General features: G+C 47.1%; 26 protein-coding genes and 1 other annotated feature. Of the genes, 22 read left to right on the plus strand and 4 right to left on the minus strand.

What is annotated here, in order from left to right:
* Positions 1 to 52: 52 nt before the first annotated feature.
* Entirely contained in the window at positions 53 to 766 is a 714-nt protein-coding gene (locus tag NSS66_RS15125) for an expansin EXLX1 family cellulose-binding protein (protein ID WP_023989541.1), read from the minus strand.
* Between the two features lie 438 nt (positions 767 to 1,204).
* Here NSS66_RS15125 and NSS66_RS15130 point away from each other — a divergent pair, with 438 nt between their 5' ends.
* Positions 1,205 to 1,921, plus strand: a complete 717-nt coding sequence (locus tag NSS66_RS15130) for a metal-dependent hydrolase (protein ID WP_028540431.1) — start codon at positions 1,205 to 1,207, stop codon at positions 1,919 to 1,921.
* A gap of 99 nt (positions 1,922 to 2,020) precedes the next feature.
* Here NSS66_RS15130 and NSS66_RS15135 read toward each other — a convergent pair whose 3' ends face one another.
* Positions 2,021 to 3,094: a M42 family metallopeptidase gene (locus NSS66_RS15135; RefSeq protein ID WP_340959289.1), complete on the minus strand. Its 1,074-nt coding sequence runs from the start codon at positions 3,092 to 3,094 to the stop codon at positions 2,021 to 2,023.
* Between the two features lie 185 nt (positions 3,095 to 3,279).
* Between NSS66_RS15135 and spoVAC the strand changes: the two genes are divergently transcribed.
* The 15 genes from spoVAC (at position 3,280) to NSS66_RS15210 (ending at position 16,176) form a co-directional block, all read left to right on the plus strand.
* Positions 3,280 to 3,786, plus strand: a complete 507-nt coding sequence (gene spoVAC, locus NSS66_RS15140; RefSeq protein ID WP_023989538.1) for a stage V sporulation protein AC — start codon at positions 3,280 to 3,282, stop codon at positions 3,784 to 3,786.
* Positions 3,783 to 4,805 (plus strand): stage V sporulation protein AD, encoded by a 1,023-nt coding sequence (spoVAD, locus tag NSS66_RS15145; RefSeq protein ID WP_023989537.1) that lies wholly within the window; start codon positions 3,783 to 3,785, stop codon positions 4,803 to 4,805. The genes spoVAC and spoVAD overlap by 4 nt, the downstream gene beginning before the upstream one ends.
* A complete protein-coding gene (gene spoVAE / locus NSS66_RS15150) occupies positions 4,802 to 5,158 on the plus strand; it encodes a stage V sporulation protein AE (protein ID WP_013311204.1) in 357 nt (118 codons plus the stop codon). Before spoVAD ends, spoVAE begins: the two co-directional genes overlap by 4 nt.
* Positions 5,159 to 5,371: 213 nt before the next feature.
* Positions 5,372 to 6,331, plus strand: coding sequence for an AAA family ATPase (locus tag NSS66_RS15155; RefSeq protein ID WP_028540432.1), 960 nt, complete (start codon positions 5,372 to 5,374; stop codon positions 6,329 to 6,331).
* Positions 6,332 to 6,334: 3 nt separating this feature from the next.
* Positions 6,335 to 7,582, plus strand: coding sequence for a DUF58 domain-containing protein (locus tag NSS66_RS15160; protein WP_340959291.1), 1,248 nt, complete (start codon positions 6,335 to 6,337; stop codon positions 7,580 to 7,582).
* The gene (locus NSS66_RS15165) at positions 7,579 to 9,825 is read left to right on the plus strand and encodes a transglutaminase TgpA family protein (RefSeq protein ID WP_340959293.1); all 2,247 of its coding nucleotides are present in this window, start codon (positions 7,579 to 7,581) and stop codon (positions 9,823 to 9,825) included. The genes NSS66_RS15160 and NSS66_RS15165 overlap by 4 nt, the downstream gene beginning before the upstream one ends.
* 146 nt (positions 9,826 to 9,971) lie before the next feature.
* A complete protein-coding gene (locus NSS66_RS15170; RefSeq protein ID WP_013311200.1) occupies positions 9,972 to 10,502 on the plus strand; it encodes a YqeG family HAD IIIA-type phosphatase in 531 nt (176 codons plus the stop codon).
* Positions 10,495 to 11,622 (plus strand): ribosome biogenesis GTPase YqeH, encoded by a 1,128-nt coding sequence (gene yqeH / locus NSS66_RS15175; protein ID WP_023989533.1) that lies wholly within the window; start codon positions 10,495 to 10,497, stop codon positions 11,620 to 11,622. The genes NSS66_RS15170 and yqeH overlap by 8 nt, the downstream gene beginning before the upstream one ends.
* A gap of 105 nt (positions 11,623 to 11,727) precedes the next feature.
* Positions 11,728 to 12,597, plus strand: a complete 870-nt coding sequence (gene aroE, locus NSS66_RS15180; RefSeq protein WP_023989532.1) for a shikimate dehydrogenase — start codon at positions 11,728 to 11,730, stop codon at positions 12,595 to 12,597.
* A 68-nt stretch (positions 12,598 to 12,665) separates the two neighbouring features.
* Positions 12,666 to 12,962, plus strand: a complete 297-nt coding sequence (gene yhbY / locus NSS66_RS15185) for a ribosome assembly RNA-binding protein YhbY (protein WP_013311197.1) — start codon at positions 12,666 to 12,668, stop codon at positions 12,960 to 12,962.
* A gap of 17 nt (positions 12,963 to 12,979) precedes the next feature.
* On the plus strand, positions 12,980 to 13,570 hold the full coding sequence (gene nadD, locus NSS66_RS15190; protein ID WP_023989531.1) for a nicotinate-nucleotide adenylyltransferase: 591 nt from the start codon (positions 12,980 to 12,982) through the stop codon (positions 13,568 to 13,570).
* Positions 13,554 to 14,150: a bis(5'-nucleosyl)-tetraphosphatase (symmetrical) YqeK gene (gene yqeK / locus NSS66_RS15195; protein ID WP_340959295.1), complete on the plus strand. Its 597-nt coding sequence runs from the start codon at positions 13,554 to 13,556 to the stop codon at positions 14,148 to 14,150. The genes nadD and yqeK overlap by 17 nt, the downstream gene beginning before the upstream one ends.
* Complete coding sequence (gene rsfS, locus NSS66_RS15200) at positions 14,147 to 14,494, plus strand: ribosome silencing factor (protein WP_013311194.1); 348 nt, start codon at positions 14,147 to 14,149, stop codon at positions 14,492 to 14,494. The genes yqeK and rsfS overlap by 4 nt, the downstream gene beginning before the upstream one ends.
* On the plus strand, positions 14,491 to 15,399 hold the full coding sequence (locus tag NSS66_RS15205) for a CvfB family protein (protein WP_028540438.1): 909 nt from the start codon (positions 14,491 to 14,493) through the stop codon (positions 15,397 to 15,399). Before rsfS ends, NSS66_RS15205 begins: the two co-directional genes overlap by 4 nt.
* A gap of 3 nt (positions 15,400 to 15,402) precedes the next feature.
* Positions 15,403 to 16,176, plus strand: a complete 774-nt coding sequence (locus NSS66_RS15210; RefSeq protein WP_023989528.1) for a class I SAM-dependent DNA methyltransferase — start codon at positions 15,403 to 15,405, stop codon at positions 16,174 to 16,176.
* A 72-nt stretch (positions 16,177 to 16,248) separates the two neighbouring features.
* Here the strand turns inward: NSS66_RS15210 and NSS66_RS15215 are convergent, their stop codons facing one another.
* Positions 16,249 to 16,638 (minus strand): tautomerase family protein, encoded by a 390-nt coding sequence (locus tag NSS66_RS15215; RefSeq protein ID WP_340959297.1) that lies wholly within the window; start codon positions 16,636 to 16,638, stop codon positions 16,249 to 16,251.
* 184 nt (positions 16,639 to 16,822) lie between these two features.
* Positions 16,823 to 17,080: a binding site (T-box leader), on the plus strand.
* A 61-nt stretch (positions 17,081 to 17,141) separates the two neighbouring features.
* On the opposite strand from NSS66_RS15215, the gene leuS reads away from it, so the two are divergent.
* Positions 17,142 to 19,580, plus strand: coding sequence for a leucine--tRNA ligase (gene leuS / locus NSS66_RS15220; protein ID WP_340959298.1), 2,439 nt, complete (start codon positions 17,142 to 17,144; stop codon positions 19,578 to 19,580).
* On the opposite strand, the gene comER is transcribed toward leuS, so the two are convergent.
* Positions 19,561 to 20,406: a late competence protein ComER gene (gene comER / locus NSS66_RS15225; RefSeq protein WP_028540440.1), complete on the minus strand. Its 846-nt coding sequence runs from the start codon at positions 20,404 to 20,406 to the stop codon at positions 19,561 to 19,563. The two genes, leuS and comER, sit on opposite strands and share 20 nt — an antisense overlap.
* A gap of 295 nt (positions 20,407 to 20,701) precedes the next feature.
* On the opposite strand from comER, the gene NSS66_RS15230 reads away from it, so the two are divergent.
* From NSS66_RS15230 to NSS66_RS15250, 5 genes are all read left to right on the plus strand, one after another.
* On the plus strand, positions 20,702 to 21,349 hold the full coding sequence (locus NSS66_RS15230) for a ComEA family DNA-binding protein (RefSeq protein ID WP_023989524.1): 648 nt from the start codon (positions 20,702 to 20,704) through the stop codon (positions 21,347 to 21,349).
* Positions 21,350 to 21,437: 88 nt separating this feature from the next.
* Positions 21,438 to 21,956, plus strand: coding sequence for a deoxycytidylate deaminase (locus NSS66_RS15235; protein WP_025723414.1), 519 nt, complete (start codon positions 21,438 to 21,440; stop codon positions 21,954 to 21,956).
* A 179-nt stretch (positions 21,957 to 22,135) separates the two neighbouring features.
* Positions 22,136 to 22,288: a hypothetical protein gene (locus NSS66_RS15240; RefSeq protein ID WP_340959360.1), complete on the plus strand. Its 153-nt coding sequence runs from the start codon at positions 22,136 to 22,138 to the stop codon at positions 22,286 to 22,288.
* On the plus strand, positions 22,218 to 24,758 hold the full coding sequence (locus NSS66_RS15245) for a DNA internalization-related competence protein ComEC/Rec2 (RefSeq protein WP_340858998.1): 2,541 nt from the start codon (positions 22,218 to 22,220) through the stop codon (positions 24,756 to 24,758). Before NSS66_RS15240 ends, NSS66_RS15245 begins: the two co-directional genes overlap by 71 nt.
* A 165-nt stretch (positions 24,759 to 24,923) precedes the next feature.
* The gene (locus NSS66_RS15250; protein WP_340858309.1) at positions 24,924 to 25,913 is read left to right on the plus strand and encodes an iron-hydroxamate ABC transporter substrate-binding protein; all 990 of its coding nucleotides are present in this window, start codon (positions 24,924 to 24,926) and stop codon (positions 25,911 to 25,913) included.
* Positions 25,914 to 25,978 lie beyond the last annotated feature (65 nt).

A 25,978-nucleotide genomic window follows, 5' to 3' on the forward strand; every position in this document is an offset into this window, starting at 1 on the left:
CCGGCCGGGTTTGTCTATTTAAATAAAAGAAGGAAAGATAACGGTACTACAATTAGTCAGGAAATTGAACGTTACCTTTAACGATATAGGCTCCGCCTGTACCATTTTCCGCTAGAGCTGGGATTGTATCGTTCAGCACGACACCACGAATGTCCGTAATCCGTATTTTCAGAGGTTGTTTTCCTAAGTTAGTACCTAGAAAGTGGTTGTAATCCTGTTTTTCGAGATTGAGCCATTGTCCGTTTTGTTGGACTTCCATCTTCAAGACCGGATATTTATGATTGCGTACTTGAATGGCTGCCCACCATTGGCTGCTGCCTTCTTTAATGCGGTAGGAGACATTGCCGTTAACCGGAGCTTTGACAACTTTCCATGAAATATTGATTTTTCCGTCTATTTGATTTCCAATCAGGTTGAACGCGTTTGGGGACAGATCGAGCGCGCCACTTGGACCTTCAGGGTAAAGATCAGTTACATATACGGTTGTTTTCCCTTTGGGACCTTGAACTTCCAAATAGGCTCCAGCTAATGCAGCTTTGATTCCGTTATAATTCAGTTGTGTGCGGTTAAGCGCTGTAATTTTGGCATCCGAAGGGATGGGATCAAGCAGTAATGCCCCTCCAGAGTATCCTGATCCCGTATATGTGGCGTACCCCGTGTATGTATCATTCCAAGCAGCTGAAGCGGGAAGGGCGAATAATACAAGACTTAGCAACGATGTCAGACCGATGGTTTTGAACTTTCGAAACGTCGATTTTTTTTGCATAATCATTTCCTCCTTATTCATTTAATAGATTCATATAGTAAATATAAACACTATATTACCTAATATTTCAAATTGTACAATAGGACTTTGAGGCAAAAAGAAAATATTGAAGATGTTTGTCAACATACTCATAGGCCATATGTCTTGTTTTTTGGGAAATGGTTGAACTGTGCTCTTTTTCGCAGAAAGTTTGCAGGGCAGCCGCGATAAGGTCAGGAAGATGTAGCCTTATAACAGAGGGCAGGGCTGACTGGAGAGTAAGCACAGAGGAGGGGTTTAATAATGGGGACGAAACTAGGACTTTTGAATGAAGTCTTTTAAATAGAATAAGCGAACTATTGTTCTCCTTTTGTTTGTCGTATACAATCGAATCATGCTGATTCAAATGGAGTGATGTTGAACTCTGTTGTATGCTGCAACGAAAGGATGTTTTGCACCATGATGGGAAGAGCCCATTTGATTATTGGAACCGGGGTCTCCCTGTCGGTATTAGCTCTAAGTGGATACGAAGTGACCCCGGCTGCCGTGGCAGCTGCTGTGGTCGGTTCACTGTTGCCGGATATTGACGAGCCTAACTCCATGCTCGTGAGCCGAGCGCTACCAACCAAAATGCTTAGGCTCGTACAGCTTCTAATGATTGGGGCTGCTGGTTGGGTGTTTTTCACCCGTTTGGCTCCACCGCCATGGAATCTTGTGTTGGCTTTGCTGATGATCAGTGCTTCTTTTATGCCTTCACGATCCATGCGCAAGGTTATTATCTTTTTAATTGGTATCGGCCTAGCCTGGTACGGAGAATCATATGCACCTTGGAATTATATCGCCGGGTGTCTGCTGATCATTTGTACGTTAGTCCCACACCGGGGGCTGACACATACGGTATACGGAACCGTCGCATGGACTGCGCTGCTTTATGGTACGACACGTTTGCACGGTGACAGCATATGGTTGGCTGGAGGTATGGCGTACTTGCTGCATTTACTGGCAGATTCCTTGACGAATAATGGAATTAAACCTTTGCCGCCGTTTAAATGGAAGCTGCGATTTAAATTGATGAGTACTGGAACCCGGAAGGGAGCTAAGGTAGAAAACGTCTGCGTTGCTTTAACTACTGTACTTGTAGTGATTGCTTTGCTTCGTTATAAGCATTTGATTTGATATGTTCTATCTTTTGTTTCTATTAAATTAAAAAAACAGTCAATGCACGTTGTACGTGTCTTGACTGTTTTTTTATAGATTGCGATTCTCTGTTACACCTTAGGCTCGTTCAATAATGGTATTCAGCGTTGTACGATCCAGATTTTGAACCAGCTTGATGATCAGCTCTTTGGCTGCATCATAATCATCAGTGTGAATAATGGACGAGGAAGTATGGATGTATCGTCCACAGATGCCTATGACGGTGGATGGCACGCCAATTCCGCTCAAGTGTACTTGGCCTGCATCGGTTCCCCCTGTGGAGATGAAATATTGATACTTGATTTTGTGAGTTTCCGCCATGTCTTGCACGTATTCCACAATTCCGCGATGTGTAATCATACCCGGATCAAATACCCGCAGCAGTGCGCCTTTACCGAGGTGCCCGTAAGCATTCGGGTCGCCGCCCATATCGTTAGCCGCACTGCAATCCAGTGCAAAGAATATATCCGGCTGAATCAGATTGGCCGCTGTGCGTGCACCACGCAGTCCCACTTCTTCTTGAACAGTGGCCCCCGCATACAATGTATTGGGAAGCTTTTCTTTATGTAACGCTTCAAGTAGTTCAATAGCCAAGCCTACACCGTAGCGGTTATCCCACGCTTTAGCCATGATTTTTTTAGGATTTGCCAGTGGAGTGAAATCACAGATCGGCGCAATGGCCGTTCCTGGTACGATCCCCAGATCTTGCGCTTCTTGTCTGCTGTCTACGCCGATATCCAGATACATATGCTTGATGTCCATAGGTTTGCTGCGTTGCGATTCATCCAGCAAATGAGGCGAGACAGAGCCAACTACACCGATAACTGGGCCTTTTGGAGTTAATACTTGAAGACGTTGTGACATAATGGCTTGGCTCCACCAGCCTCCAACCGGCTGAAAACGAATCATTCCATTTTCCGTAATACCATTCACGATAAAACCGACTTCATCCAGATGGCCTGCCACCATTACTCGTGGTCCACTCTCTTGACCGCGTAGCACCCCAAAAAGACTCCCCAATCGATCTTGCACGATTTCATCGGTATAACCGGATATCCGTTCCTCAACCCATGCCCGCAACTCACGCTCATGTCCAGGAATGGAAGGAAACTCCGTTAAGGTTTTAAACAATTCCAATGTTTTTGATTCCATGATGTATACCTCACTCCTTATTAATTAACCAGTGGTCGTCATGTATTCAGTATGAATGGATTTGTATCGAATGTCCACGATATCATTTTCCTGACATAACATTTCTCCAAAAAGCTCATAATGAAAAAGACCCAAGCAATTCGAACCGCCAAGCGCGAAAACTTACAGACAAGGGGTGGTGAATGATGCCAGCTAAATCAGGGCAGCGCGGTTTTCGTACCAATACGTCGCCGCTGTCCATAAATGAGAAGGACTATCAGAATATTTCACAAAAGCATGAACCCTCGAGAAAAGTATTTGCCAATTGTGTGCGCGCTTTTCTGGTTGGAGGCGGGATCTGTGTGATTGGACAGGCGATTCAAGAGGCTTTTATGGCAGGAATGCACATATCAGCCAAGGAGGCCGCCCCGCCAACCTCATCCATGATGATCTTGCTGGCGGTCATATTAACCTGTATCGGGGTTTACGATAAGGTTGCCCAATGGGCGGGCGCGGGAACCGCTGTGCCAATTACAGGCTTTGCTAACTCCATGTGTTCGGCTGCATTGGAATATCGTTCTGAGGGACTGGTGCTCGGAGTGGGCGCGAATATGTTCAAGCTGGCAGGCTCAGTTATCGTATTCGGGGTGGTGGCCGCATTTATCGTAGGCGTTATATATGCCATCCTTGGTGTGGGAGGCAATCACTTATGAGGAGACAGGGAGGACAAACCTGGAAGTTTGAATCAAGACCGCGCATCATTGGAAGTGCCACCGTTGTGGGCCCGGATGAAGGAGAGGGACCGTTATCCACAGATTTTGATTATATTTATGACAATATAGAAATCAACGAGAAAACGTGGGAAAAAGCGGAACGTAGATTGATTGAGCATTCTACAGAGCTGGCGCTAATTAATGCCAATTTGAACAAAGAAGAAGTGCAGTTTTTTATTAGTGGTGATCTGATGAATCAGATTATCAGTAGCTCCTTCTCGGCTAGCAAGCTGGCCATTCCCTATTTGGGTGTTTTTGGAGCCTGCTCAACATCAATGGAAAGCTTAGCCTTAGCCGCACTTATTGTGGACTCAGAGGCCGGTGACTACGTGATGGCGGGTACGACCAGCCATAACTGTACTGTAGAAAAACAATTCCGCTATCCTAATGAATACGGATCACAGAAGCCCCCTACGGCTCAGTATACTGTTACCGGCTCAGGCGCCGCAATTGTAGGACATGCCAAGTCAGGGACGGTGGTGGATTGTGCTACCATTGGACGTGTAATGGACATGGGTATTAAAGATCCCTTTAATATGGGGGGAGCCATGGCTCCCGCGGCTGCAGATACGTTGTTGTCTCATTTTCGAGATACTGGCCGTGACCCTGGTTACTATGATCTCATTGTAACGGGCGATTTAGCCTCAGTGGGGCTACCGATTGCCAAGGAGCTGCTCAAAAAAGATGGATTCGATATGAATCAGACGGAATTTAATGATTGTGGTTTACTGATTTACGATATTAATAAGCAAAAGAAAGTCATTGCAGGAGGCAGTGGTTGTGGCTGCTCGGCTGTTGTAACCTACGGGCATTTGTTGAAGCGGATCGAAAAAGGAGAGCTGCAAAAGGTACTGGTCGTGGCGACCGGAGCGTTATTATCTCCTTTGACTACACAGCAGGGTGAAAGCATTCCTTGTGTTGCACATGCTGTAGCTTTTGAAGCGGGAGGAACGGTATGATATTTCTATGGGCTTTTTTAGTGGGTGGTGCCATTTGTGTCGTGGGCCAGTTGATGATGGATGTGTTCAAAATGACGCCGGCACATACGATGAGTACGTTGGTAGTTGCAGGTGCAATTGCTGATGCTGTTGGGATATACGATCCGCTTATTAAATTTGCAGGGGCGGGTGCGACCATTCCAATTACCAGTTTTGGTAACTCACTTGTACACGGCGCATTAACCGAATTGGAGAAGGACGGATGGTTGGGTGTCATTACAGGGATCTTTAGTCTGACAAGTGCAGGAATTTCCTCTGCGATTATTTTCTCTTTTCTGGCATGCTTGTTTGTTCGTCCAAAAGGAAGCATATAAAAGCAGCGTACTTTAGAAATGACATAAAAATAAATGATTATATACATGTGCCCTTCGGATCTAATGACCGAAGGGTTTTTAATTGTTCTGCACATGAAAGATCGAAAGAAGGATGGAGTTTGAATAATACGGGCAGGGGGTTAAGTGTACTCTGTGCCCGCCTTCATGTACAATAATAGGAAACATGTTGCTATCTAGGAGGTTTACAGAGCTATGCCCGTACGTCAAGAATCTGTGCAGATTGTATCTGCAATCCGTTCTAATCTGGAATCATGTATATTAGGTAAATCCTTTGAAATAAAATTACTGCTTACGGCTATGCTGGCGGGTGGACACATTCTGATCGAGGACGTTCCGGGTACGGGGAAAACGCAAATGATCAAGGCGCTTGCCAAATCCATGCGCGGTGATTACCGCCGTGTTCAATGTAATCCTGATATTCTCCCGAGTGATATTACAGGGGTATCCATATTTCATCCACGGGACGAGCGTTTTTATTTCCGTCCGGGTCCTGTGATGACTAATATTTTGCTGGCGGACGAAATTAACCGAGCGACGACGAAAACCCAGTCGGCTCTGCTGGAGGTTATGGAGGAACGCAGTGTGACAGTGGATGGGGACACTCATATGTTGCCTCATCCTTTTATGCTGTGTGCGACACAAAATCCGATTGATTTTGAAGGCACTTATATGCTGCCGGAAGCACAGTTAGATCGTTTTATGCTCAAAATCAGCTTGGGTTATCCTGACATGGAGACGGAGCGAAACATGCTGCTTCATCATCAGGCAGGCCAGCCAGCAGACCGTCTGGAGGCTGTAGCTCATATGGAGCAGGTTGCTGACATCCAGCAGGAAATTAGAGGAATTTATATGGACGAAGCAGTGACGTCCTATTTACTTGATATCGTGCGTGCGACAAGAGAACATCCATCCGTGCTGCTGGGAGCTAGCCCCCGGGCGGCGCTTGCTTTTGTAATGGCTGCGAAGGCATACGCTTTTCTGGACAACCGTGACTATGTGCTGCCTGATGATGTGAAGGCGCTGGCACCTTATGTGCTAACGCATCGTTTGTTGCTGCGTCCCGAGGCGCGTCTGGACAGTTCCAATGCCCAGTCCGTGCTCCAAGCTGTCCTTCGGCAGGTTCATGTACCCGTACGAATGGAGCGTCCTTAGGGAATGAATATGGTCAAAAGGAAGCGCAGGCTTCCCCGGCTGTCAGGCCGCATCTGGCTTCTGGTGGTCATATGGGTGGTGTGCCTGCTATATTTGTTGTTTCAGGGCGGCAAGACGTCGGTCATGCTGTTGTCTATGGTTACGCTGTTAATCGTTTATTTATGGATCGTTGGTCTGAGTGGAGTTCGCCGTGTGCAAGGCTCCCGGCAGCTTTCGCAAGGCTCGGAGTTTGGAGAACTGCTGCATGCGGGAGATCAGGTGCATGTAAAGCTGAGCCTCAGCATTCCTGGTTTTCTTCCGTTACCCTATGTCATTGTCCGTGAGGTCCTCAAGCGGCATACAGGTGAATCCTGGTCGTTTGAGGACAGTGTCATTCCCAGTCTAAAAGGGGGCGGTCAGCTTACATTTCAGACTCCCGCTTTAGAGCGAGGAAGCTACCACTTTGAGGAAACTGAATGTGTGAGTGAGGACATCTTCGGTCTGTTAGAGCACAAAGGCAGCTTGAACGCACGCGGTGAATTTCGGGTGCTGCCCCGAACGGTATTCATTCCGTATTGGCAGATGAATGACCGTCGCTCAAGGATGTCTGGACCGCAGACCGTTCAAACTCGAACGCGGCGTGAGACGACACAAATTAACGGTGTACGGGACTATGTATATGGAGATCGGTTTTCGCGCATCCATTGGAATGCGACGGCTCGTACAGGTAGCTGGAAATCCAAGGAATTTGAGCATGAGACCGTTCCAAAAACGATGCTTGTGCTGGACGTACACATGAAGCATTATGTAAACGCCGAACAGTTTGAGCTAGCTGTATCCTCCACCGCTTCATTGCTGGAATATGGTGGACGGGAGCGAATGGGGGTTGGATTGTGCACAGCTGGAGAAAAAGGCACTGTCTTTCAGCCAAGTGAGCAGACAATGGAACGACAACGAATGATGCATCACTTGGTAGACATACACACAACTTCACAAGGTAGCTTGAAATCCGCTGTAGAAAGCAGTGTGCGCCAGTTTCCGCAAGGCTGTTATTTTATACTGATTAGTCCGCTGAAGGATTATCAGGCGATGGAGCTTCTTCGTTGGGCCGATACCCGAGGGATGACTCCGTGCCATGTCTATATCGGAGAAGGTTCTGCTGAGGGAGAAGCTGAAAAATGGATGAGCATGCTTCGTGCAAGGGGAATCAAGGGCTACGATGTTGAGAGCCTTGAAGAGCTCCCGGCTGTAATGGGGGGAGGGACACTATGAAGAGCTGGTTACAATCGTTAAAGGGTTCCTGGGCCCCCGCTTTTACATTTTTATGGATTATTATTATTGCCATGCAATGGGTTTCTTTTGCTTCCGAATTATGGCTGGAAGAGACAAGAGCACTTGTACTGATGACCATTACAATGCTGGCTCTGGTGAAGATTGTACTACCATTTCGTCCTTGGATTGAATTTATTGTTAAGGCGGCGGCGCTGTTTTTTATTTTGTATCGGACATTGGTGTCTTACTCCATCATTATCCCCTTCGGAGGGGTAGCCAATCGCCTGGACCAATTTATATCCAATATGTCTCCTTATATTTGGTTTTCCCTCATCGCTTGGCTAGTTATTGAAATGGTGCCGCTCATCGTTACAACGAAACAGCGGATTCTTGTTTTTGTGGGTATTAATATCGCCGCGCTGGCAGTGCTTGATTCCTTTACGCCAACTGTGCTGTGGGAGGAGGTTGCCTGGATCGTCTTTGCTGGTATGGGTTGGCTAGTGACACAGCATCTGCAGTATTTTCGGCAGCATTATCCTCAAGGGTGGAAGCATATTCGACGCTATCCATATAAAATAGCAGCCAATATTGCGGTCATTTTTGCGCTCATTATTATGGCTGGTGTCAATATGCCCGAGGTACAGCCAGCTTTGACGGATCCCTATACAGCGTGGACCCAGAGAAATAGCTCAACCACCGCCGGGATTAGCAATGGATCTGGGGCACTGAATCAGCGGATGAACACCGCATCAGGGTATAGTCGCCAGGATAATCGGTTGGGTGGAGGTTTTAATTTTGATTATTCTCCTGTCATGACCATCACGACCACTCAACGAAGCTATTGGCGGGGGGAAACGAAACGAACCTATTCCGGTACAGGCTGGAGTGACGGGGGAAACGATGATCAAACGCTAAATGATGTGCCGATGACCGCAGAGCTTGAAAACACACAAGAAACGCGGCATTCGACTGAGCAGGTCGTTCAGACCATTACGATGCAAAATGACCAGAGCTATCCTGTTCTGTTTGGCGCCTATTCGGTGCAGCGTGTTCAATCGGTGGACAGAGATTCACGGGCAGATGGGTTACATTGGAACCCGGAACAGGCGGAACTGCTTTGGAATCCATCCTCCCGAAGAACTGCTTATCCTAAAACGTATACTCTGGTATCACATGTCCCTGTAATCCCTGAGAAAGAGCTACGCACAAAAACTTTTAATGAGTTGTACGGAAAAAACAAACAGGATGCCTATCTACAAATTCCAGATGAGTTGCCACAGCGGGTTCGTGATTTGGCTCAGAACGTAACGTCAACGGCGAAAACGCCGTATGAAAAAGTCGGATTACTACAGCAGTATTTGCAGCAAAATTATGCATATACGAACAACCCGGACCTCTCACGGAAAAGAAGCAGAGATTTTGTGGATGCCTTTCTGTTTGAGATTCGGGAGGGCTATTGCGATTATTATTCCACCTCATTAGTCATGATGGCTCGCTCTGTTGGGGTTCCAGCCCGTTGGGTTAAAGGGTATGCACCTGGTCAGCAGACGTTTTCAGATGATGCAACAACGGGCGAAGGTGATGAAAATATGTCCTCTTACTCCGTGACAAATGCGGATGCTCATTCCTGGGCGGAAGTATATTTAGGTGAATACGGTTGGGTTCCTGTAGAAGCTACGCCTGGCTTTGATATGCCGCTGCTTACGGAACAGGAGGATTCAAAGACTCCAGAAGCCCCAGAGGTTAAAGATCATCCTGAACCAGAACAGCCTGAGCAGACCCCGCAGACTGATCCGGAGGAAGGTTCAAAGATTCATCCTGTAATTATAGGTTCTGCTGCTGCAATTCTGCTGCTGTGGGCTGCTTATATCATCTGGCGTAATCGGGCAGACATTCACTTTTATCTGCTGCGTTTACGCAGAGGTAAGCCGCTGACCCCGGATGAAAAGGTGGTCGTCGAAACTGAGCATTGGTTAAGGTACATGCGAAGAAAGGGATTTGTCCGCGCCAGTCACGAAACGCTGAGGGAATCAGTTGATAGATGGTCGCTAGAAGTACCGGAACAAGCTTCTATTTTACATCAGCTGCTTGGACGATTTGAACAAGCGCGTTATAGTCCCTCATCCGTAACCGCAGAAGATTGGCATATGGTTCGCCAGCAAGCCTCTCTGTTACACAAAGAAGGATGGATAAAACGATGGGCTGGACGAAAAGCTGCGACGGATCAGAAGGATCAAGACTAGTCTATTTTTGATTTGGTTCAATTTGCCGTCTATTTTAATCTTTAGCTATATATTTAGTGAAAAAGCTGTCCGTTTGTTGCGGATAGCTTTTTACTAAGCCATAGTAATATGGTATAGTTTGTCGTATGAAACTGAGGTGACCGACGTTGTTTGAAATGCTGATGCCCAAATTACGGGTGAATACCGTCTTTGATATTGATCTCGAAGGCTTGTATGCTCAAGGATATCGCGGCATTATTACGGATCTGGATAACACGCTGGTCGGCGCAAAAGCGCCGAATGCGACTCCCGAGCTGGTGGCCTGGTTTGAGAAGGTCAAACAGGCGGGTTTTAAGCTTGTCATCGTGTCTAACAACAATATGGACCGTGTATCCGTGTTTGCTACGCCTTTGGACATTGAATTTATACATGCCGCACGGAAGCCTTCCAACTCGTCTTTTCGTAGAGCCATCCGTATGATGGGGCTGACTCCGGAAGAGACTATTATGGTCGGAGACCAAATGTTGACGGACGTATTGGGAGGTAACCGACTGGGATTGCATACGGTGTTGGTGCTACCGATATCCATTCATGATGAAGGAGTCATGACCCGATTTAATCGGCGGTTGGAGCGAATCGCGCTCACAAGGTTACGTAAGAAAGGCTTATGGCTTGAGGAGGAAAAGAAGAATGACTGAAAGACCTGACGGCGGCACTGCCGTCAAATGTAGTGGTTGCGGTATCACCGTGCAGACCACTAGCCCGGAGCTTCCGGGATATATTCCTGAAAAATTGCTTACTCGCGAACCTGTCATCTGTCAGCGTTGCTTCCGGATCAAAAACTATAATGAGACGTCTTCAGTGACGGTGGATCAAGATGAGTTCTTGAAGCTGCTCAGTCAAATTGGTGACAAGAATGCGCTCGTCATCCACATTGTAGATATTTTTGATTTTGAAGGTAGCTTGATTTCCGGTTTGCAACGCTTTGTAGGCTCCAATCCGGTTATACTGGCTGTGAACAAGACCGATTTGCTGCCTAAGGTAACGAATTGGAACAAGGTGCGTAACTGGGTACAAAAGCAAGCGAAGGAGCAAGGACTACGCACAGAAGAAATCGTACTGTGCTCAGCTAAAAAAAATCAGGGCTTTGACCGTCTGTTGGATGTGGTATCTGAGCTCCGTGGTAACCGCGATGTATATGTGGTCGGAGCGACAAATGTGGGTAAATCCACGCTCATTAACCGCTTGATTCGTGATTATAGCGATATGGAGCAGGAACTTACAACGTCCCGTTACCCGGGGACTACACTCGATATGGTGAATATTCCGCTCGACGACGGCAAGCACATTATTGATACTCCGGGTATTGTATACCCTTGGCGATTCAGTGAGATTGTCTCCCGTCAGGACTTGAGTGCTATTATGCCGGACAAGCCGCTGAAGCCTGCTGCGTATCAGCTTGATGCCGGACAAACATTGTTTTTCGGCGGTATGGCTCGATTTGATTTTGTGGAGGGTCAGCACCAATCATTTACCTGCTACATTAACGGTGGTCTTAAAATACATCGCACGAAGCTGGAGCGGGCTGATCAGTTGTTCGCTGATCATGCCGGGGAATTGTTATCTCCGCCAACACGCGATCAATTGGCAGAAATGCCGGAATGGACAAGACATGAGTTCCGCGTTCCACGCAAATCTCCATCGGACATCTACATTTCCGGTTTGGGATGGATCAGAGTGAATAGCGAGAACGGAGCTCTGGTTGCGGTTCATGCTCCTCGGGGAGTCCGTGTGCTTTTGCGGCCTGCGTTGATATAACGTTGCTGTAACCATGTTATAGGGCGGCAAGGAACAGGTACTGGTTCCTGCCGCCATTCATGTATTTGTGCGGCCTAATATTTTGCAATATGGGGGAGAGCAACGATGAACAGCGGGGAGTCTGAAGCGACCGAACAAGGTCTTGTACTATTGGGCGTATTGGGTGATCCGATCAAGCACTCCAAATCGCCTCTTATGCATAAAATAGCTTTACAGGCAGCGGGGATTGAAGGAGATTTTGTACCTCTTCATGTCAAACCGGATCAGCTGGAAGATGCCATGAAGGGGATTTGCGCTATGCATTTCCGCGGAGTCAATGTGACGATTCCCCATAAAGTCGAGGTTATGAAATATCTGGATGAGATTGATGAAGGGGCCAGACTCATTGGCGCTGTCAATACGATAGTGAATGACAATGGACGGCTCAAGGGCTATAACACGGACGGAATTGGCTACGTACGTTCCCTCAAAGAAGAGACTTCTGTCGATTTGAAGGGCGCAAGAATTGCTGTTCTTGGAGCCGGAGGGGCTGCTCGTGGCGTAATTCATGCTCTATTGGAGGAGCAACCGGAATCGGTTATTATTTTGAACCGAACACGTGACAAAGCTGAGCAACTGGCATTAGAGTGGACGACGGAGGCGATCCCAGTGAGGGGTTATTCCAACGAGGATGCCAAGAGCGTGCTCGCCACAGTGAATGTGTTGATTAACACAACCTCGGTGGGAATGTCCCCTTTATCGGATGAACTTCCACTGGAAACGAGCTTGATTCCGGAGGGAATCATTGTGAGTGATTTGATCTACAATCCGCTGGAAACGAGACTTTTACGGGAAAGCCGTGAACAGCGCGGCTGCACTGTACATGGGGGCTTGGGCATGTTCGTGTACCAGGGGGCTGTGGCTTTTGAGTATTTTACAGGGGTTGTCCCTGCTGTAGAGCAAATGAGAGCGGCTGTGCTGAGTAGCCTGTCGTAAGTAAGATTGTACATTAAAATTATGGAAATGCTGCATTGCATATGTGGCGACGAAGGGGTTAAATATACATGTTAACAGGTAAACAAAAAAGATATTTGCGTTCAATGGCGCATCATTTGGACCCGGTTTTTCAAGTAGGCAAAAACGGTACGAATGAGCATCTTATGCGTCACATCAACGATGCGATTGAAAAGCGTGAGCTGATGAAAGTGCAAATTTTGAACAACTGTTTGGACGACAAACATGAAATTGCGGAAGAACTGGCCGCGGAGACAGGTTCTGAGCTTGTTCAGATCATCGGGAGCACTATTATTTTGTACAAAGAATCCCGTGATCATAAGGAAATCGAGTTGCCTAGAGGATAACACGCGGGGAGAAAATTATGAAAATCGGTATTATGGGTGGTACATTTGACCCAATTCATATTGGACATCTGCTGGCTGGAGAAGCGGCAAGAGATGCCTATGATCTGGATCAAGTATGGTTTATGCCTTCTCATATTCCTCCGCACAAGCATCAGGCGGGGGCGAGCGGTAAGGAGCGTCTGGAGATGACGAGTGAAGCGGTAGCGGGTCATCCTGCTTTTGAAGTGCTGGATATTGAAGTGCTTCGCGGGGGAGTATCCTATACCATTGACACGATCAAGGAGCTTCAGGAGTTGCACTCTGCTGTGGATTTTTATTTTATTATTGGTGCGGATATGGTGAACTACTTGCCTCATTGGCAGGGAATTGAGGAACTGGCGCAGCGAATTTATTTTATTGGTGTTCGGCGCCCAGGGTTCCAGCTTGCGTTGGATGAGTTGCCGCATTATTTGCAGGACAAGGTACTGCTGGCGGATATGCCAGTGGTGGACATTTCGTCGACGGATATTCGAGAGCGTGCTGCGGAAGGGCGTACCATCCGTTATCTTGTGCCTGATCGTGTGCATGACTATATTACAAGGGGCGGTTTGTATGAAGTACAGCCGTGAGCAATTAATGGAAGCCGTATCTGGTCAAATGCCTGAAAAGCGCTGGAAGCACACACTAGGTGTTATGCATACCTCAGTTGAGCTTGCGCAGCGATATGGAGCAGATCCGGATAAGGCCGAACTGGCGGCTATTTTGCATGATGTAGCGAAATATTGGCCTGTCCAGCAGATGGAAGAGGTGATTCGCAGTCATCCCGAATGTGATCAGGAGCTTTTGGAACATGACAAGCAGCTCTGGCATTCAGAGGTAGGATACTGCGTTGCAGCAAGAGATTACGGAGTGGATGATCCGGAAATAAGGAATGCGATCCGCTGGCATACGTCAGGACGCGTAGGTATGAGCCTGCTGGATAAAGTCGTGTGTCTCGCTGATTACATCGAACCGGGACGGGATTTTCCGGGGGGTGAGCATATCCGTAAACAGGCAAAGAAAAGCTTGGAGCAGGGCCTTATCGCTGGATTTGACTCCACGATTACATTTTTGCTGGAAAAGAAAAAGGTTATTTTTCCACTGACAGTCTTGTCGCGCAATGACTTGATTCAACAACTAAAACAGAGAAAAACGGAGGTTCATGAATGACCCTAACTAATGAGCAATTAATGCAAACAGCGGTTGATGCTGCAAATGATAAAAAGGCAATGAATATTGTCGCACTGGATTTGCGGGGAATATCACTAGTAGCTGATTATTTTGTCATCTGCCACGGTAATTCGGATACACAGGTACAGGCGATTGCAACAGAAATTCGCAAACGCGCTCATGATGAAGGTGTAACCATCAAAGGAATCGAAGGAATGGATTCCGCCCGTTGGGTTCTAATGGATTTGGGGGATGTCGTAGTGCATGTCTTCCATCGCGACGAGCGCGAATACTATAACATTGAACGACTCTGGTCGGATGCTAAGGTTGTGGAAAAGGTATGAGTTTGATCGCCGGTACTTATGTCACCATTATGGTGGATCGTGAGGTATCTCCTTTCGGTTATTTTCTCACTGTTGGTGAGCAGGATGTGCTGCTGCATTATACGGAGCTGACACGTGAAATCGAAGTTGGTGAACGGTTGGAGGTATTTATTTTTCACGATACAGAGGACCGTTTGGCCGCAACCATGAAAAAGCCGTTCTTGTCGTTGGGCGAAATGGCAAAACTTGAAGTGGCTGATGTGCATCCGCGTTTGGGTTGTTTCCTGGAGATGGGATTGGGTCGTCAGCTTTTGCTGCCGATTCGTGAGTTGCCAGAAAACCGAGATTTACATCCTCGGGTGGGCGACTACGTATATGCCATTATGGAGCATGACAAGCAAGGTAGACTGCGGGCTAAGCTGGCAGGGGAACAGGAGCTGGCTCCGTTGTGCTTCCACGCCCCTGATTCGTGGTTAAATACATGGGTGCAGGCGACTGTGTACAAGCCGCTTCAGATGGGCACATTCGTCCTGGTGGACGGAGGTGTGCTTGGTTTTGGAGCGATTGGAATGATTCATTCCTCGGAGCGTAACCGGATGCTTCGCTTGGGCGAAGAGGTCAAGGTACGGGTCACGCTTGTTCGGGAAGACGGTCGGGTCAATCTGGCGATGTCACCACGCAAGGAAGTAGGCCGTGATGAGGATGCGGATCGGCTGATTGCTTTTCTGAAAGAGCGTCCGGGCGGCGGCATGCCTTATTCCGACGCAACACCGCCGGATATTATCAAGCAACGGTTCGGTATCAGTAAATCCGCCTTCAAGCGTGCAATGGGCAAGCTGATGAAGGAAGGAATGATTACACAAAAGGAAAACTGGACCTACCTGGTGGAGAAAATGCCGAAACCGAAGGACGGGAATGGGGAATAAAAAATGGCTTCTTACCGGAAGTTTGCCTATGTGTATGATGAGCTGATGCAGGACATGCCGTACCCGGACTGGTTGCGCTTTGCACGGCAGGCTTGGGATCAGTACGGGATGCCGCATACGGTGGCCGAGCTGGGCTGCGGAACGGGTTCAATTACGATTCCTCTAGTTAACTCGGGCTTCGAGGTGGCTGGAATCGACTTATCCTCTGACATGCTGGCAGTAGCCCGTCGCAAAATGGAAACCACTCCACAGGGACAGCGATTGTTTCGTGAGGGAAGCGTTCGCTGGATACAGCAGGATATGAGAGAATGGATTTTACCCGAGCCTGTGGATTCTGTAATTTCTTTTTGCGATTGTTTGAATTACTTGTTGGAGGAAGAAGATATAATTTCTACTTTTCGCAGAACACATGCTGGTCTGAAGCCGGGCGGAACCTTCTTGTTTGATGTACATCATCCGCAGACGTTTTTACGTTATGATGAAGAGCAACCATTCGTACTGGATGAACGCTCTATCTCGTATATCTGGACATGTGCGTTGGACACTCCCCGTTGTGAAATTGAGCATCATCTTAGTATCTTTGCGAAAGCAGAACAAGAAGGACGCGATCTATACCAGCGTTTCGAGGAAATACATGTTCAACGTGCCTATGACCCAGACTGGATGAAGGCAGAATTGTCCAAAGCGGGTTTTCGTGATGTGAAGGTATATGCGGATTTTGAATGGGTAGAAGCAGAAGATGACGCGGCGAGACTGTTTTATGTTGCTGTAAAATAGCAAGGCTTCATTTAGCGAGTATGGGAAAAGAAAGACGCTTTTCATGATGACATGAAGGGCGTCTTTTTGCACTCATATATTCACTTTATAGCTCAACTGAAGCTCATCACCCGGTACACCCCGAATGCCCCAGTTGTGTTTGGGTGTTTCAAATATAATAATCTCAAGATCCTGTGGAGAAATACCCAAAAGATCGTTAATTCTTTGGAATAACAGGTTAATGAGTTGCTTCTTAGCTTCTGTCGTTCTGCCTTCAAAGATACTGATTTCAATAATGGTGTACGCCTCAGAGCGACCATCGGCATATATAAAGTCTTCCTGATCCATAGGAAAAAAACGATGAAACCTCTTGTCAGGAGGATATTTGAACGCATCCACCACAGCAGTATGAATCACCTCTGAAAGTTGCTTTTTGATTGGATTTAGAGTTTCTTTTATTCCGTAAATTTTAATCTGTGCCATTTCTCAGCTCACCTTTCTTATCTCAACTCATCTCAACTTGAAGCGATTTAACTTGGAATTATTATAAAACATTCATATGCATGTGTCATGAACAATTAGTATGAAGAGGGTCTTTAACACCAAAGGTAGTCCTTATTTGACTTTTTTCGCGGTTTTCAATATAATAGTGCCATTATTAACGGTTAAACAATCGCTGATGAGGAATAGTAGCTTTGTCTGGACATGTAGAGAGCTGGCGGGTGGTGCAAGCCGGTTGACAGTGCAAAGTGAACTCGCCTCGGAGATATGCGTCCAACGCAGGAACGCCCTATACAGGTGCTTGTATCCTGTTATTAACCCGCATCGGATCACCTCCGTTATCAGGTGCAAAGGGAGTAGAACGCGAAGAACGCTTTCTGCTAACTAGGGTGGTACCACGGGAATATAACCTCTCGTCCCTAGCGCTGACACGCTACGGGATGCAGAGGTTTTTTTGTTGCATACCGTTTGAGGAGGAAAAGACAATGACAGACACACAGCCGAAGCACGGCTATCAACCGCAAAGTATTGAACCAAAATGGCAGAAATATTGGGATGAGAACAAGACGTTCCGCACCGGGGAAGAGCCGGGCAAACCGAAGTTTTATGCTTTGGATATGTTTCCGTACCCATCTGGAGCCGGCCTGCATGTAGGCCACCCGGAGGGCTACACAGCTACGGATATTGTTTCACGATATAAAAGAATGCGCGGCTACAACGTACTGCATCCGATGGGTTGGGACGCCTTCGGTCTGCCTGCCGAGCAGCATGCGCTGGATACAGGGGAGCACCCACGCGAAATTACGGTGAAAAATGTAAATAACTTCCGCCGTCAAATCAAATCGCTCGGCTTCTCCTACGACTGGGATCGTGAAATCAGCACGACGGATCCTGATTATTACAAATGGACACAGTGGATCTTCATCCAGCTGTACAAGCGCGGCCTTGCATATGTAGCTGAAGTACCCGTGAACTGGTGCCCAGCGCTGGGAACGGTGCTAGCGAATGAAGAAGTTATTGACGGTAAGAGTGAGCGTGGCGGTCATCCGGTCGTCCGTAAACCAATGCGTCAATGGATGCTGAAAATTACGGAATACGCGGATCGTCTGCTGGAGGATCTGGAGGAACTGGATTGGTCTGAGAGTATTAAGGATATGCAGCGGAACTGGATCGGTAAGTCTACTGGGGCAGAGGTTCGTTTTCCAATTGAAGGCTATGACGAGCAACTCACAGTATTTACAACCCGTCCAGATACACTGTTCGGCGCAAGCTACTGTGTGCTGGCACCAGAGCAGGAATTGGTGGATATTATCACTACGCCTGAGCAAAAGGATGCTGTGCAACAGTACCGTGAACAAGCTGCTCGTAAAAGCGATCTGGAGCGTACAGATCTGGCCAAGGATAAAACAGGCGTATTCACAGGAGCTTATGCAGTGAACCCGGTGAACGGCGAAAAGCTGCCGATCTGGATTGCTGACTATGTACTTGCAGGCTACGGAACTGGAGCGATTATGGCTGTACCTGCTCACGATGCGCGTGACTGGGAATTTGCCAAGCAATTTGGATTGAATATCATTGAGGTTGTCCAAGGTGGAGATGTGGCTAATGAGCCATATACTGAGGATGGACCGCACGTCAATTCCGGCCCGCTGAATGGACTTACCAACGAGGAAGCGATTCCGAAGATGATTGAATGGCTGGAAGCCGAGGGCAAAGGACACGGCAAAGTCACCTATCGCCTGCGTGACTGGCTGTTCAGCCGTCAACGCTATTGGGGCGAGCCGATTCCGGTAATTCATTTGGAAGATGGAACGATCAAAACGGTTCCTGAGGACCAACTTCCGCTCGTACTGCCGGAGATGGACAATATCAAGCCTTCAGGTACAGGTGAATCCCCGCTGGCGAACGCAACAGATTGGATCGAAACCATTGATCCTGAGACAGGTATGAAAGCACGCCGCGAGACAAATACAATGCCGCAATGGGCAGGCAGTTGCTGGTATTACCTGCGCTTTATTGATCCGAAAAATGACAAAGAGCTTATTTCCAAAGAGAAACAACGTGAATGGATGCCTGTTGATTTGTATATTGGCGGAGCGGAACATGCGGTTCTTCACTTGCTGTATGCCCGTTTCTGGCATAAGGTACTGTATGATATCGGCGTAGTGGAAACGAAAGAGCCTTTTTATAAGCTGGTCAACCAGGGTATGATTTTGGGCAACAACAATGAAAAAATGAGTAAATCACGCGGTAATGTCATTAATCCTGATGATATTGTCAATACGTTTGGCGCCGATACGCTGCGTATTTATGAGATGTTTATGGGGCCGCTGGAAGCGACCAAGCCATGGAATGAGAATGGGGTAGAGGGAGCACATCGTTTTCTGTCCCGCGTATGGCGCCTGTTTGTTTCCGAGGATGGTAGCCTGAACGATAAAATTACAAATGACGGTGGTAGCGATGAGTTCAATCGTACTTGGCATAAAACGCTGAAAAAAGTAACCGAAGATCTGGATGCACTGCGCTTTAATACAGCGATCAGCCAGCTGATGATCTTCACCAACGATGCATACAAAGCAGACCTTCTGCCGCGTGCAGCAATGGAAAACTTCGTGCAAATGCTGTCGCCGCTTGCACCCCATCTGGCCGAGGAATTGTGGCAGCTGCTGGGGCACAATGATAGCATTACCTACGCGGCCTGGCCTGCTTATGATGAAGCATGGACGGTGGACGCCGAAGTGGAAATTGTTGTGCAAGTGAATGGTAAAATTGTGCAGCGTGCAACGATTGCCAAGGATCTTGATGCTAAAGCGATGGAAGCATTCGCTGTGTCGTTGGACAATGTTCAGCAGGCACTGGCCGGCAAAACGATCCGCAAGGTAATTGCTGTACCAGGTAAGCTGGTTAATATTGTTGCCGGTTAATTGGCTTTAAGCCGAAGGAGACATCCACCTTTTGCATGTCTTCTTCATACTTGTTGTGCGTGGCCTGTATCAGCTCGGGAAAGACACTATGCAGGCTGATGTCCAACAGTGCGAGAGCTTCGGCAGTAATACCTCCGGGAACCGCTACTCTGGCCTGTAACTCGGCTGGTGTCATCCCGCCTTCCGTGAGCAGCTTTCCAGTGCCGATGATCATTTCACCGGCCAGGGCGCATAGCTCCGTACGGTCTATACCTGTAGCTTGAACTGCGGCTTGAATCCACTGGTCCATAAAAAAGGCCAAGAAAGCAGGACCGCAACTCGAAAAATCCGACGTGATTCGAGTATAAGATTCTTTAACCCGAATCGGCCTGCTGATGTGGGACATAAGCTCTTCCAGAAGGGTGCGGTCCTCCTCTGTAATCCGGCTTCCATGGATGCATAGTGAGGCTCCGCTGCCCACTTGGTGGGTGATACTGGGAATAATTTTGGACACTTTGGCTTTCAGTGCATGCTCCAAAATACGAATCTGCACCGGGCTTGTGATAGATACGACGATTTGCTCTTCTGTAATGACGTTGCGTATTTCATCCGTTACGGCTTTTGATTCCAGCGGCTTCACACAGATAAACAAAACATCGCTTTCCGCTGCCGTTTCACGGTTGCTTTGGGCTGCATGCAAACCTGGATAACGACGGGCTAGCTCGGTTACCTTGGAATGCGTTCGATTGCTTGCTGATATTTGCTGCGGCTTGAGTGCGTTAGAATTAATAAAAGACTCAATTAGCAGACTTCCCATGCTGCCAGTCCCGATAAATCCAACTTTCATTGTTCAACGTCCTCCTTTCATACTTTGCGGTATAGACGCTGTGCTGTCAGCTGTCATTCTTCTTAGTGTATGCGCCTGGTCTTGGCCGACATGACGAATTTTATGTCTGAGCATGTTAGATCGTGCCCGGGGTCGTACCACTTTTTTGTAAAAATGCTCACAGCGAGACCGTATGGAGGTTGTTTGCACCCTCCGGTTTAACGGGAATTGAACAGACTTGCTCTGTTTGATTGAGACGGTGTTTTCAGTCGGCTCAATTTCCCGAAATCCATGTGGAGTAGGGGACGATACGGAAATGAAACGCGTATGGACAGGAACAGCGATAACGCTTGCTGTAATCGGGAGTGGACTTATTTTATTTGCCGGAGGACAGCGCTCTGAGCCGCAAGAAGAGTGGACTTTACTTAACCATAAGGTGGAGCAGGCTGTGGCGATGGATTCAGAGCCAAATGAGTCGCAGCGCAGCAGTGACTATGCCCAGAAAAAGCCTGCTGTAAAAGAACCCTCAGACAAAGCTGAGCGCAGTAGGAATGCCGAAGCCGCTGACAATGTGAAACGTGATACTGTGCAGATTTCTACTGGTGTATCTGCTGCTGTGAGCGAAAACTCTATTGCGGGAAATTCAAGTACCGTAAAGCAGTCAGGTGTTGCGAATCCGAGCTCAGACACAGGTATTGTTAGTTCGAGTGGTGCAACGACGAGTAGGACCAATACGGTAAGTGATTCGGTTACTACACCCGTTTCCGGCGAAAAAAAGGTAAACATCAACACGGCGACTGCTGCCGAGTTAATGGAGCTACCAGGGGTTGGGGCTAAAAAAGCCGAGGCTATTTTGAACTACCGTAATCAGCATGGGGCGTTCAAACGTGTGAACGATTTGGATCATGTAAAGGGAATCGGAGCTAAAATGTTGGCGAAAATGAAGCCGTATGTCAGCTTGTAACTTATATAAGATTACAATGTACAGGCCCTGAGAACGGCGGTAGCGGATATGGTTTACGTTTTAACTTGTTTATACGGGAGAGATGGAAATGAGTGCAGATGTACGCAAGGACTGGGACACCTATTTCATGGATATCGCTTATATGGTATCCACCCGTTCGCGCTGTGCGCGGCGTCATGTTGGAGCCGTACTTGTACAAGGTAAAAAGCTCTTGGGGACGGCCTATAATGGAGCACCATCCGGGGTGCCTGACTGTTCTGAGGCAGGCTGTATGATCTCAGAGGAGTATGAGGTCGTTCACCGTGATGGGCGCGAGGAAATGGTTAAGAAGCAGCGTTGTATTCGCACTATTCATGCGGAGCAGAACCTGCTACTGTTTACTGACCGAATTGATCGTGAAGGCTCTTCAGTATATGTCACTGACCAGCCATGCTGGACGTGTGCCAATATGTTGGCGAACAGCGGTATTGTGGAGATTGTATACCACAGACCTTATCCCAAAGATGCCGACAAGGTTCGTGCTATGATGGAGGAAAAGGGAATCGCCTTTCGTATGCTGAAGACCTATCATCCACCGAAAGAAACGCTGATGGATGTAATGAATTAAAAAGTAAACGAGGAAGAACCTCTGACAAATGCTATTTTGTCAGAGGTTCTTTTTGTTTTGTGTTTTTTGGACAGAAAGCAATGTTTCCTACCGGAAGGTGATTGTATTCAAGCTAAACTTGTGTTAACTAGACCTATATTGACCCTTACTGTTTGTTGGATTACAGGAAGTGCAGGGGCATGTCTGTATTCTGGACGGATGCTTTTGTTGCTCTGGGCGGGGGTTACCCTGATCTTTCCGCTTATAGCTTTATGGATGAAAATCTCCATCCGGCATATGGTATTACTTTGGCTTGCATTCAGCGGTGGTGGATTTCATTGGTATTGGCATGATACGCATAATGTTAGCAGTATTCCCGATGCTCTCCATGTATCGTCTTCTATGGTGGAAGACATGTCTGTTCAAGCAGCAGGGCTTATCGCTTCTGAAGTACAGGTAGATGGTGATCGAACACAGTTTGAGATGAGAGTCACCTCAATCAATCACTACGGAAGTCATTCGAAAAAGGACGAGAATCGTGCACTAATATCAGAACAGGTCATTGTTCATATCAAGTTGGCTGCCAAGCAGGAACAGCAACTTGCGGCAGCGTGGCAACGTGGAGATGCAATCCTACTGCGTGGCACCTTAAAGGCTCCTGCAAAAGCGGGGAACTTTGGTGGCTTTGATTACAGTGAATACCTGCACACACAGGAAATCCACTGGCTTTTCAAAGGCGATGGGGCAGCCTCGTTACAGAAGCAGGAGGCTTCACTGTGGAACCGCTACACTTTGTTCAGATGGAATGATCAGCTTAGGGAGCAGCTAGGGCAGAGAATGGAATCGGCATTTACATCACTTCATCACGCAGGATATATGAAAGGACTGGTACTTGGGGTAACAGATGAGTTGGACCCAGCAACGTATAACGAGTTTACGCAGCTTGGTTTAACGCATATTTTAGCAATATCGGGCATGCATGTGGCGGTATATGCAGCTACACTATTATATTTACTCAAGCTACTAAGAGTTAGCCGCGAGACATCTCTTACGGTCGTGATGATACTCATTCCGGCTTATGTCCTGCTGACAGGTGCCTCTCCCTCTGTTGTGAGGGCGGGAATTATGGCGATGATCGGCTTGTTTGCAGCCCGACGAGGTATGCTCAAAGACGGACTTAATATTCTAAGTATATCCGCGTTGCTCATGCTGATTTGGAATCCATATTATCTACTTAGCGTCAGCTTTCAGCTTTCCTTTTTGGTGACGGGTGGGTTGCTCATTTATATGCCGCTTATGAAGCCGTTTTTCGCCAAATGGCCTTTCCTAATCGGCGGTGAAGTTGCGATTACAATTACGGCACAGCTTGTTTCGTTTCCAATGACAGTATTCTACTTTAATCAATTTTCGTTGTTATCATTTGCGGCCAATTTTGTGCTTGTACCCCTTATTACATATATCGTGCTTCCATTAGGTACGGTGGCGATGGGGCTTTCCTTTTTGTGGGGGGATGGGGCTCGTATTCTTGCGTGGCCGGCAGAGCAATTGAACGATTTGACCTTTTTACTAGTGAAATGGCTGAATGTAGATGATGCTTATGTGAGTATTTGGCCGTCTTCTTCCATCCTGTGGGTCATGGCGTATTACGCAGCTCTGTACAGTGTTTTGTACTGGCTCAAAAGGTGGCTGACATCCCGCAGGCAAACGAACGACATTACCGTCTTGAATTCTACTGCCATTTCATCACCTATATATACAGGATTAGCAGCTTCTCCAGAATGGGCGGCTATATTGCATACGGCTCCTGAACCTGAGGGAGCAGGGAAATTTGCAAGTCGACAGTGGAATGGTTATCGTCATTTGGCACTGGCTCTAAGTGTTATTGCTTGGCTTGGAATATTGTATACAGGTTACCAATCTCCTGGTGAGGGAAATACGGGAATTGTTCAATATCTGGATGTGGGCCAAGGTGACAGCATTTTAATTACAACACCGGGCGGGAAACATATCTTGGTTGATGGTGGGGGTACAATGGATTTTGCGACAGGGAAAAATGCTTGGCGCAAGCGTGCAGATCCCTACGAGGTGGGTGAAGATACGATTGTACCCTTGCTAAAGCAACGAGGTGTGCATCGCCTGGACGCTGTCATTTTAACGCATGGAGATCATGATCATGCCGGAGGACTACAGGCTGTGCTTGACCAGATTCCCGTATCTACTTTGTTTTTTAACGGTACCCTGACAGATAAAACCCCATTCCGTAAGCTGTTGAACACGGCTTTAGACAAGCAGATCAAGCTGTATGGTGCACATCATAGTATGGAATGGGAACCAGACCAGGCTACGAAAATCCGCTTTCTCTATCCGTTTACACTACCGGAGAACGAATCTGAGCAGTTGCCTGTTATGAAGGAACAGAATCATTACTCTGTTGCCATGATATTGGAGATGGAGGGAGCCTCTTTTTTGTTCACAGGAGATATGGATGATGCAGCAGAGTCGTCGTTGCTCTCTGAATTAACTCGTTTTTCATCAAGTGTGAAAGATGAGGGAGCAACGGGGGAAGTAAGGAAAGCTATAGATGTCATGAAAATAGCACATCACGGCAGCAAGTACTCCACCTCGGAAGAGTGGTTATCCTACTGGCGACCGAAAGTATCTGTTATTTCGGTCGGTGCGACCAATACTTACGGACATCCGAATGAAGCGGTATTGGAACGTTTATCGGCAGTTAATTCTGCTATATATCGAACAGATACGATGGGAGAGATACAGATTCGAGCACAGCAAGGAAAACTGAGTGTGCGGTACCAACGCAAATAGTTTTTTCGATCCTTTTTTATCAGTACAACAACACACTAAAACGGGTGCTCACTCTCAGGAGTGGGCTGTTTGCTTTGAATCCAATCTGCATGGACAGTAGCTGTAAGCTTTGATAGAATCATATGAGTAATGAAAATGAGAATCATTATTAATGGGAGGAATATTGTGAGTTATTTTAAATTCAGAGCATCAGCTTGTTTGTTCATCATTTCGTTAATGCTGGTATTGAGCGCATGCGCTACAAGTGGGAGTGGGACTGTAACAGAAAGCGGTCAATCGACTGCTCTCAAGACCACATCAACTGGAGATGAAGCTGCCACACGTACATATGAAAGTGATAAAGGTACAATTACTCTTCCTGAGCATCCCCAGCGTGTCGTAGTGGCAGTCGATGATTATGTAGGTGATGTGCTAGCACTTGGTATTACACCTGTAGGGGCTCCAGACACTGTATTTGATGCTCCATACTATAAAAAATATTTGAATGGTGTTGCAAATATCGGTGACAGTTCCGCATTGTCCCTTGAAAAGGTAATCACCCTGAAGCCGGATTTGATCATTACCTATGATGAGAAAGCGTATGAAAATCTGAAAAAAATAGCACCTACAGTATATATTCCATATGGTAAATATCAATATAAGGACCGTCTGATGGAGCTGGGCAAAGTGTTAAACAAGGAGCAGGAAGCGAAGAATTGCCTGGCTGATTTTGCAACCAAGATTGCTGAGAAGAAACAGGCTTTGTCTGACGTCATTGATTCGGGTAAAAAAATCGCTATTTTTGAGATTACAGGAAAAGAATTATATCTATATGGAAAATCTTATGGACGTGGAGGAGCCATACTTTATGATGAGCTGGGACTTCATGCTCCTGAGAAGGTAGAAAAGGCAGCGTTCGAGAAGGGATGGGCCAGCATTTCAATAGAGGCTTTACCGGAGATGCTGGGCGATGCCGATTATTTAATGTTGGGTATTAGAGGCGACGGAACAGACCAAGGAAAAGATATTTTATCTAAAAGTGTGTGGAAGAACCTTTCTGCCGTTAAAACAGGTAAAGTATATCAATACTCAATCGACGATTTTTATTTTCAAGATCCGATTGCTCTGACTTATCAATTAGAACTCATATCTGATTTTTTGGTTTCCAAGAAGTAACAATATGATCTTGCAGCTCGATAGGCTAGCATTTAGATGTATGTAGGAGCTAGGGGAAGGTGACT

The organism is Paenibacillus sp. FSL R10-2748 (assembly GCF_038005565.1).
Classification (GTDB): Bacteria; Bacillota; Bacilli; order Paenibacillales; family Paenibacillaceae; genus Paenibacillus; species Paenibacillus polymyxa_B.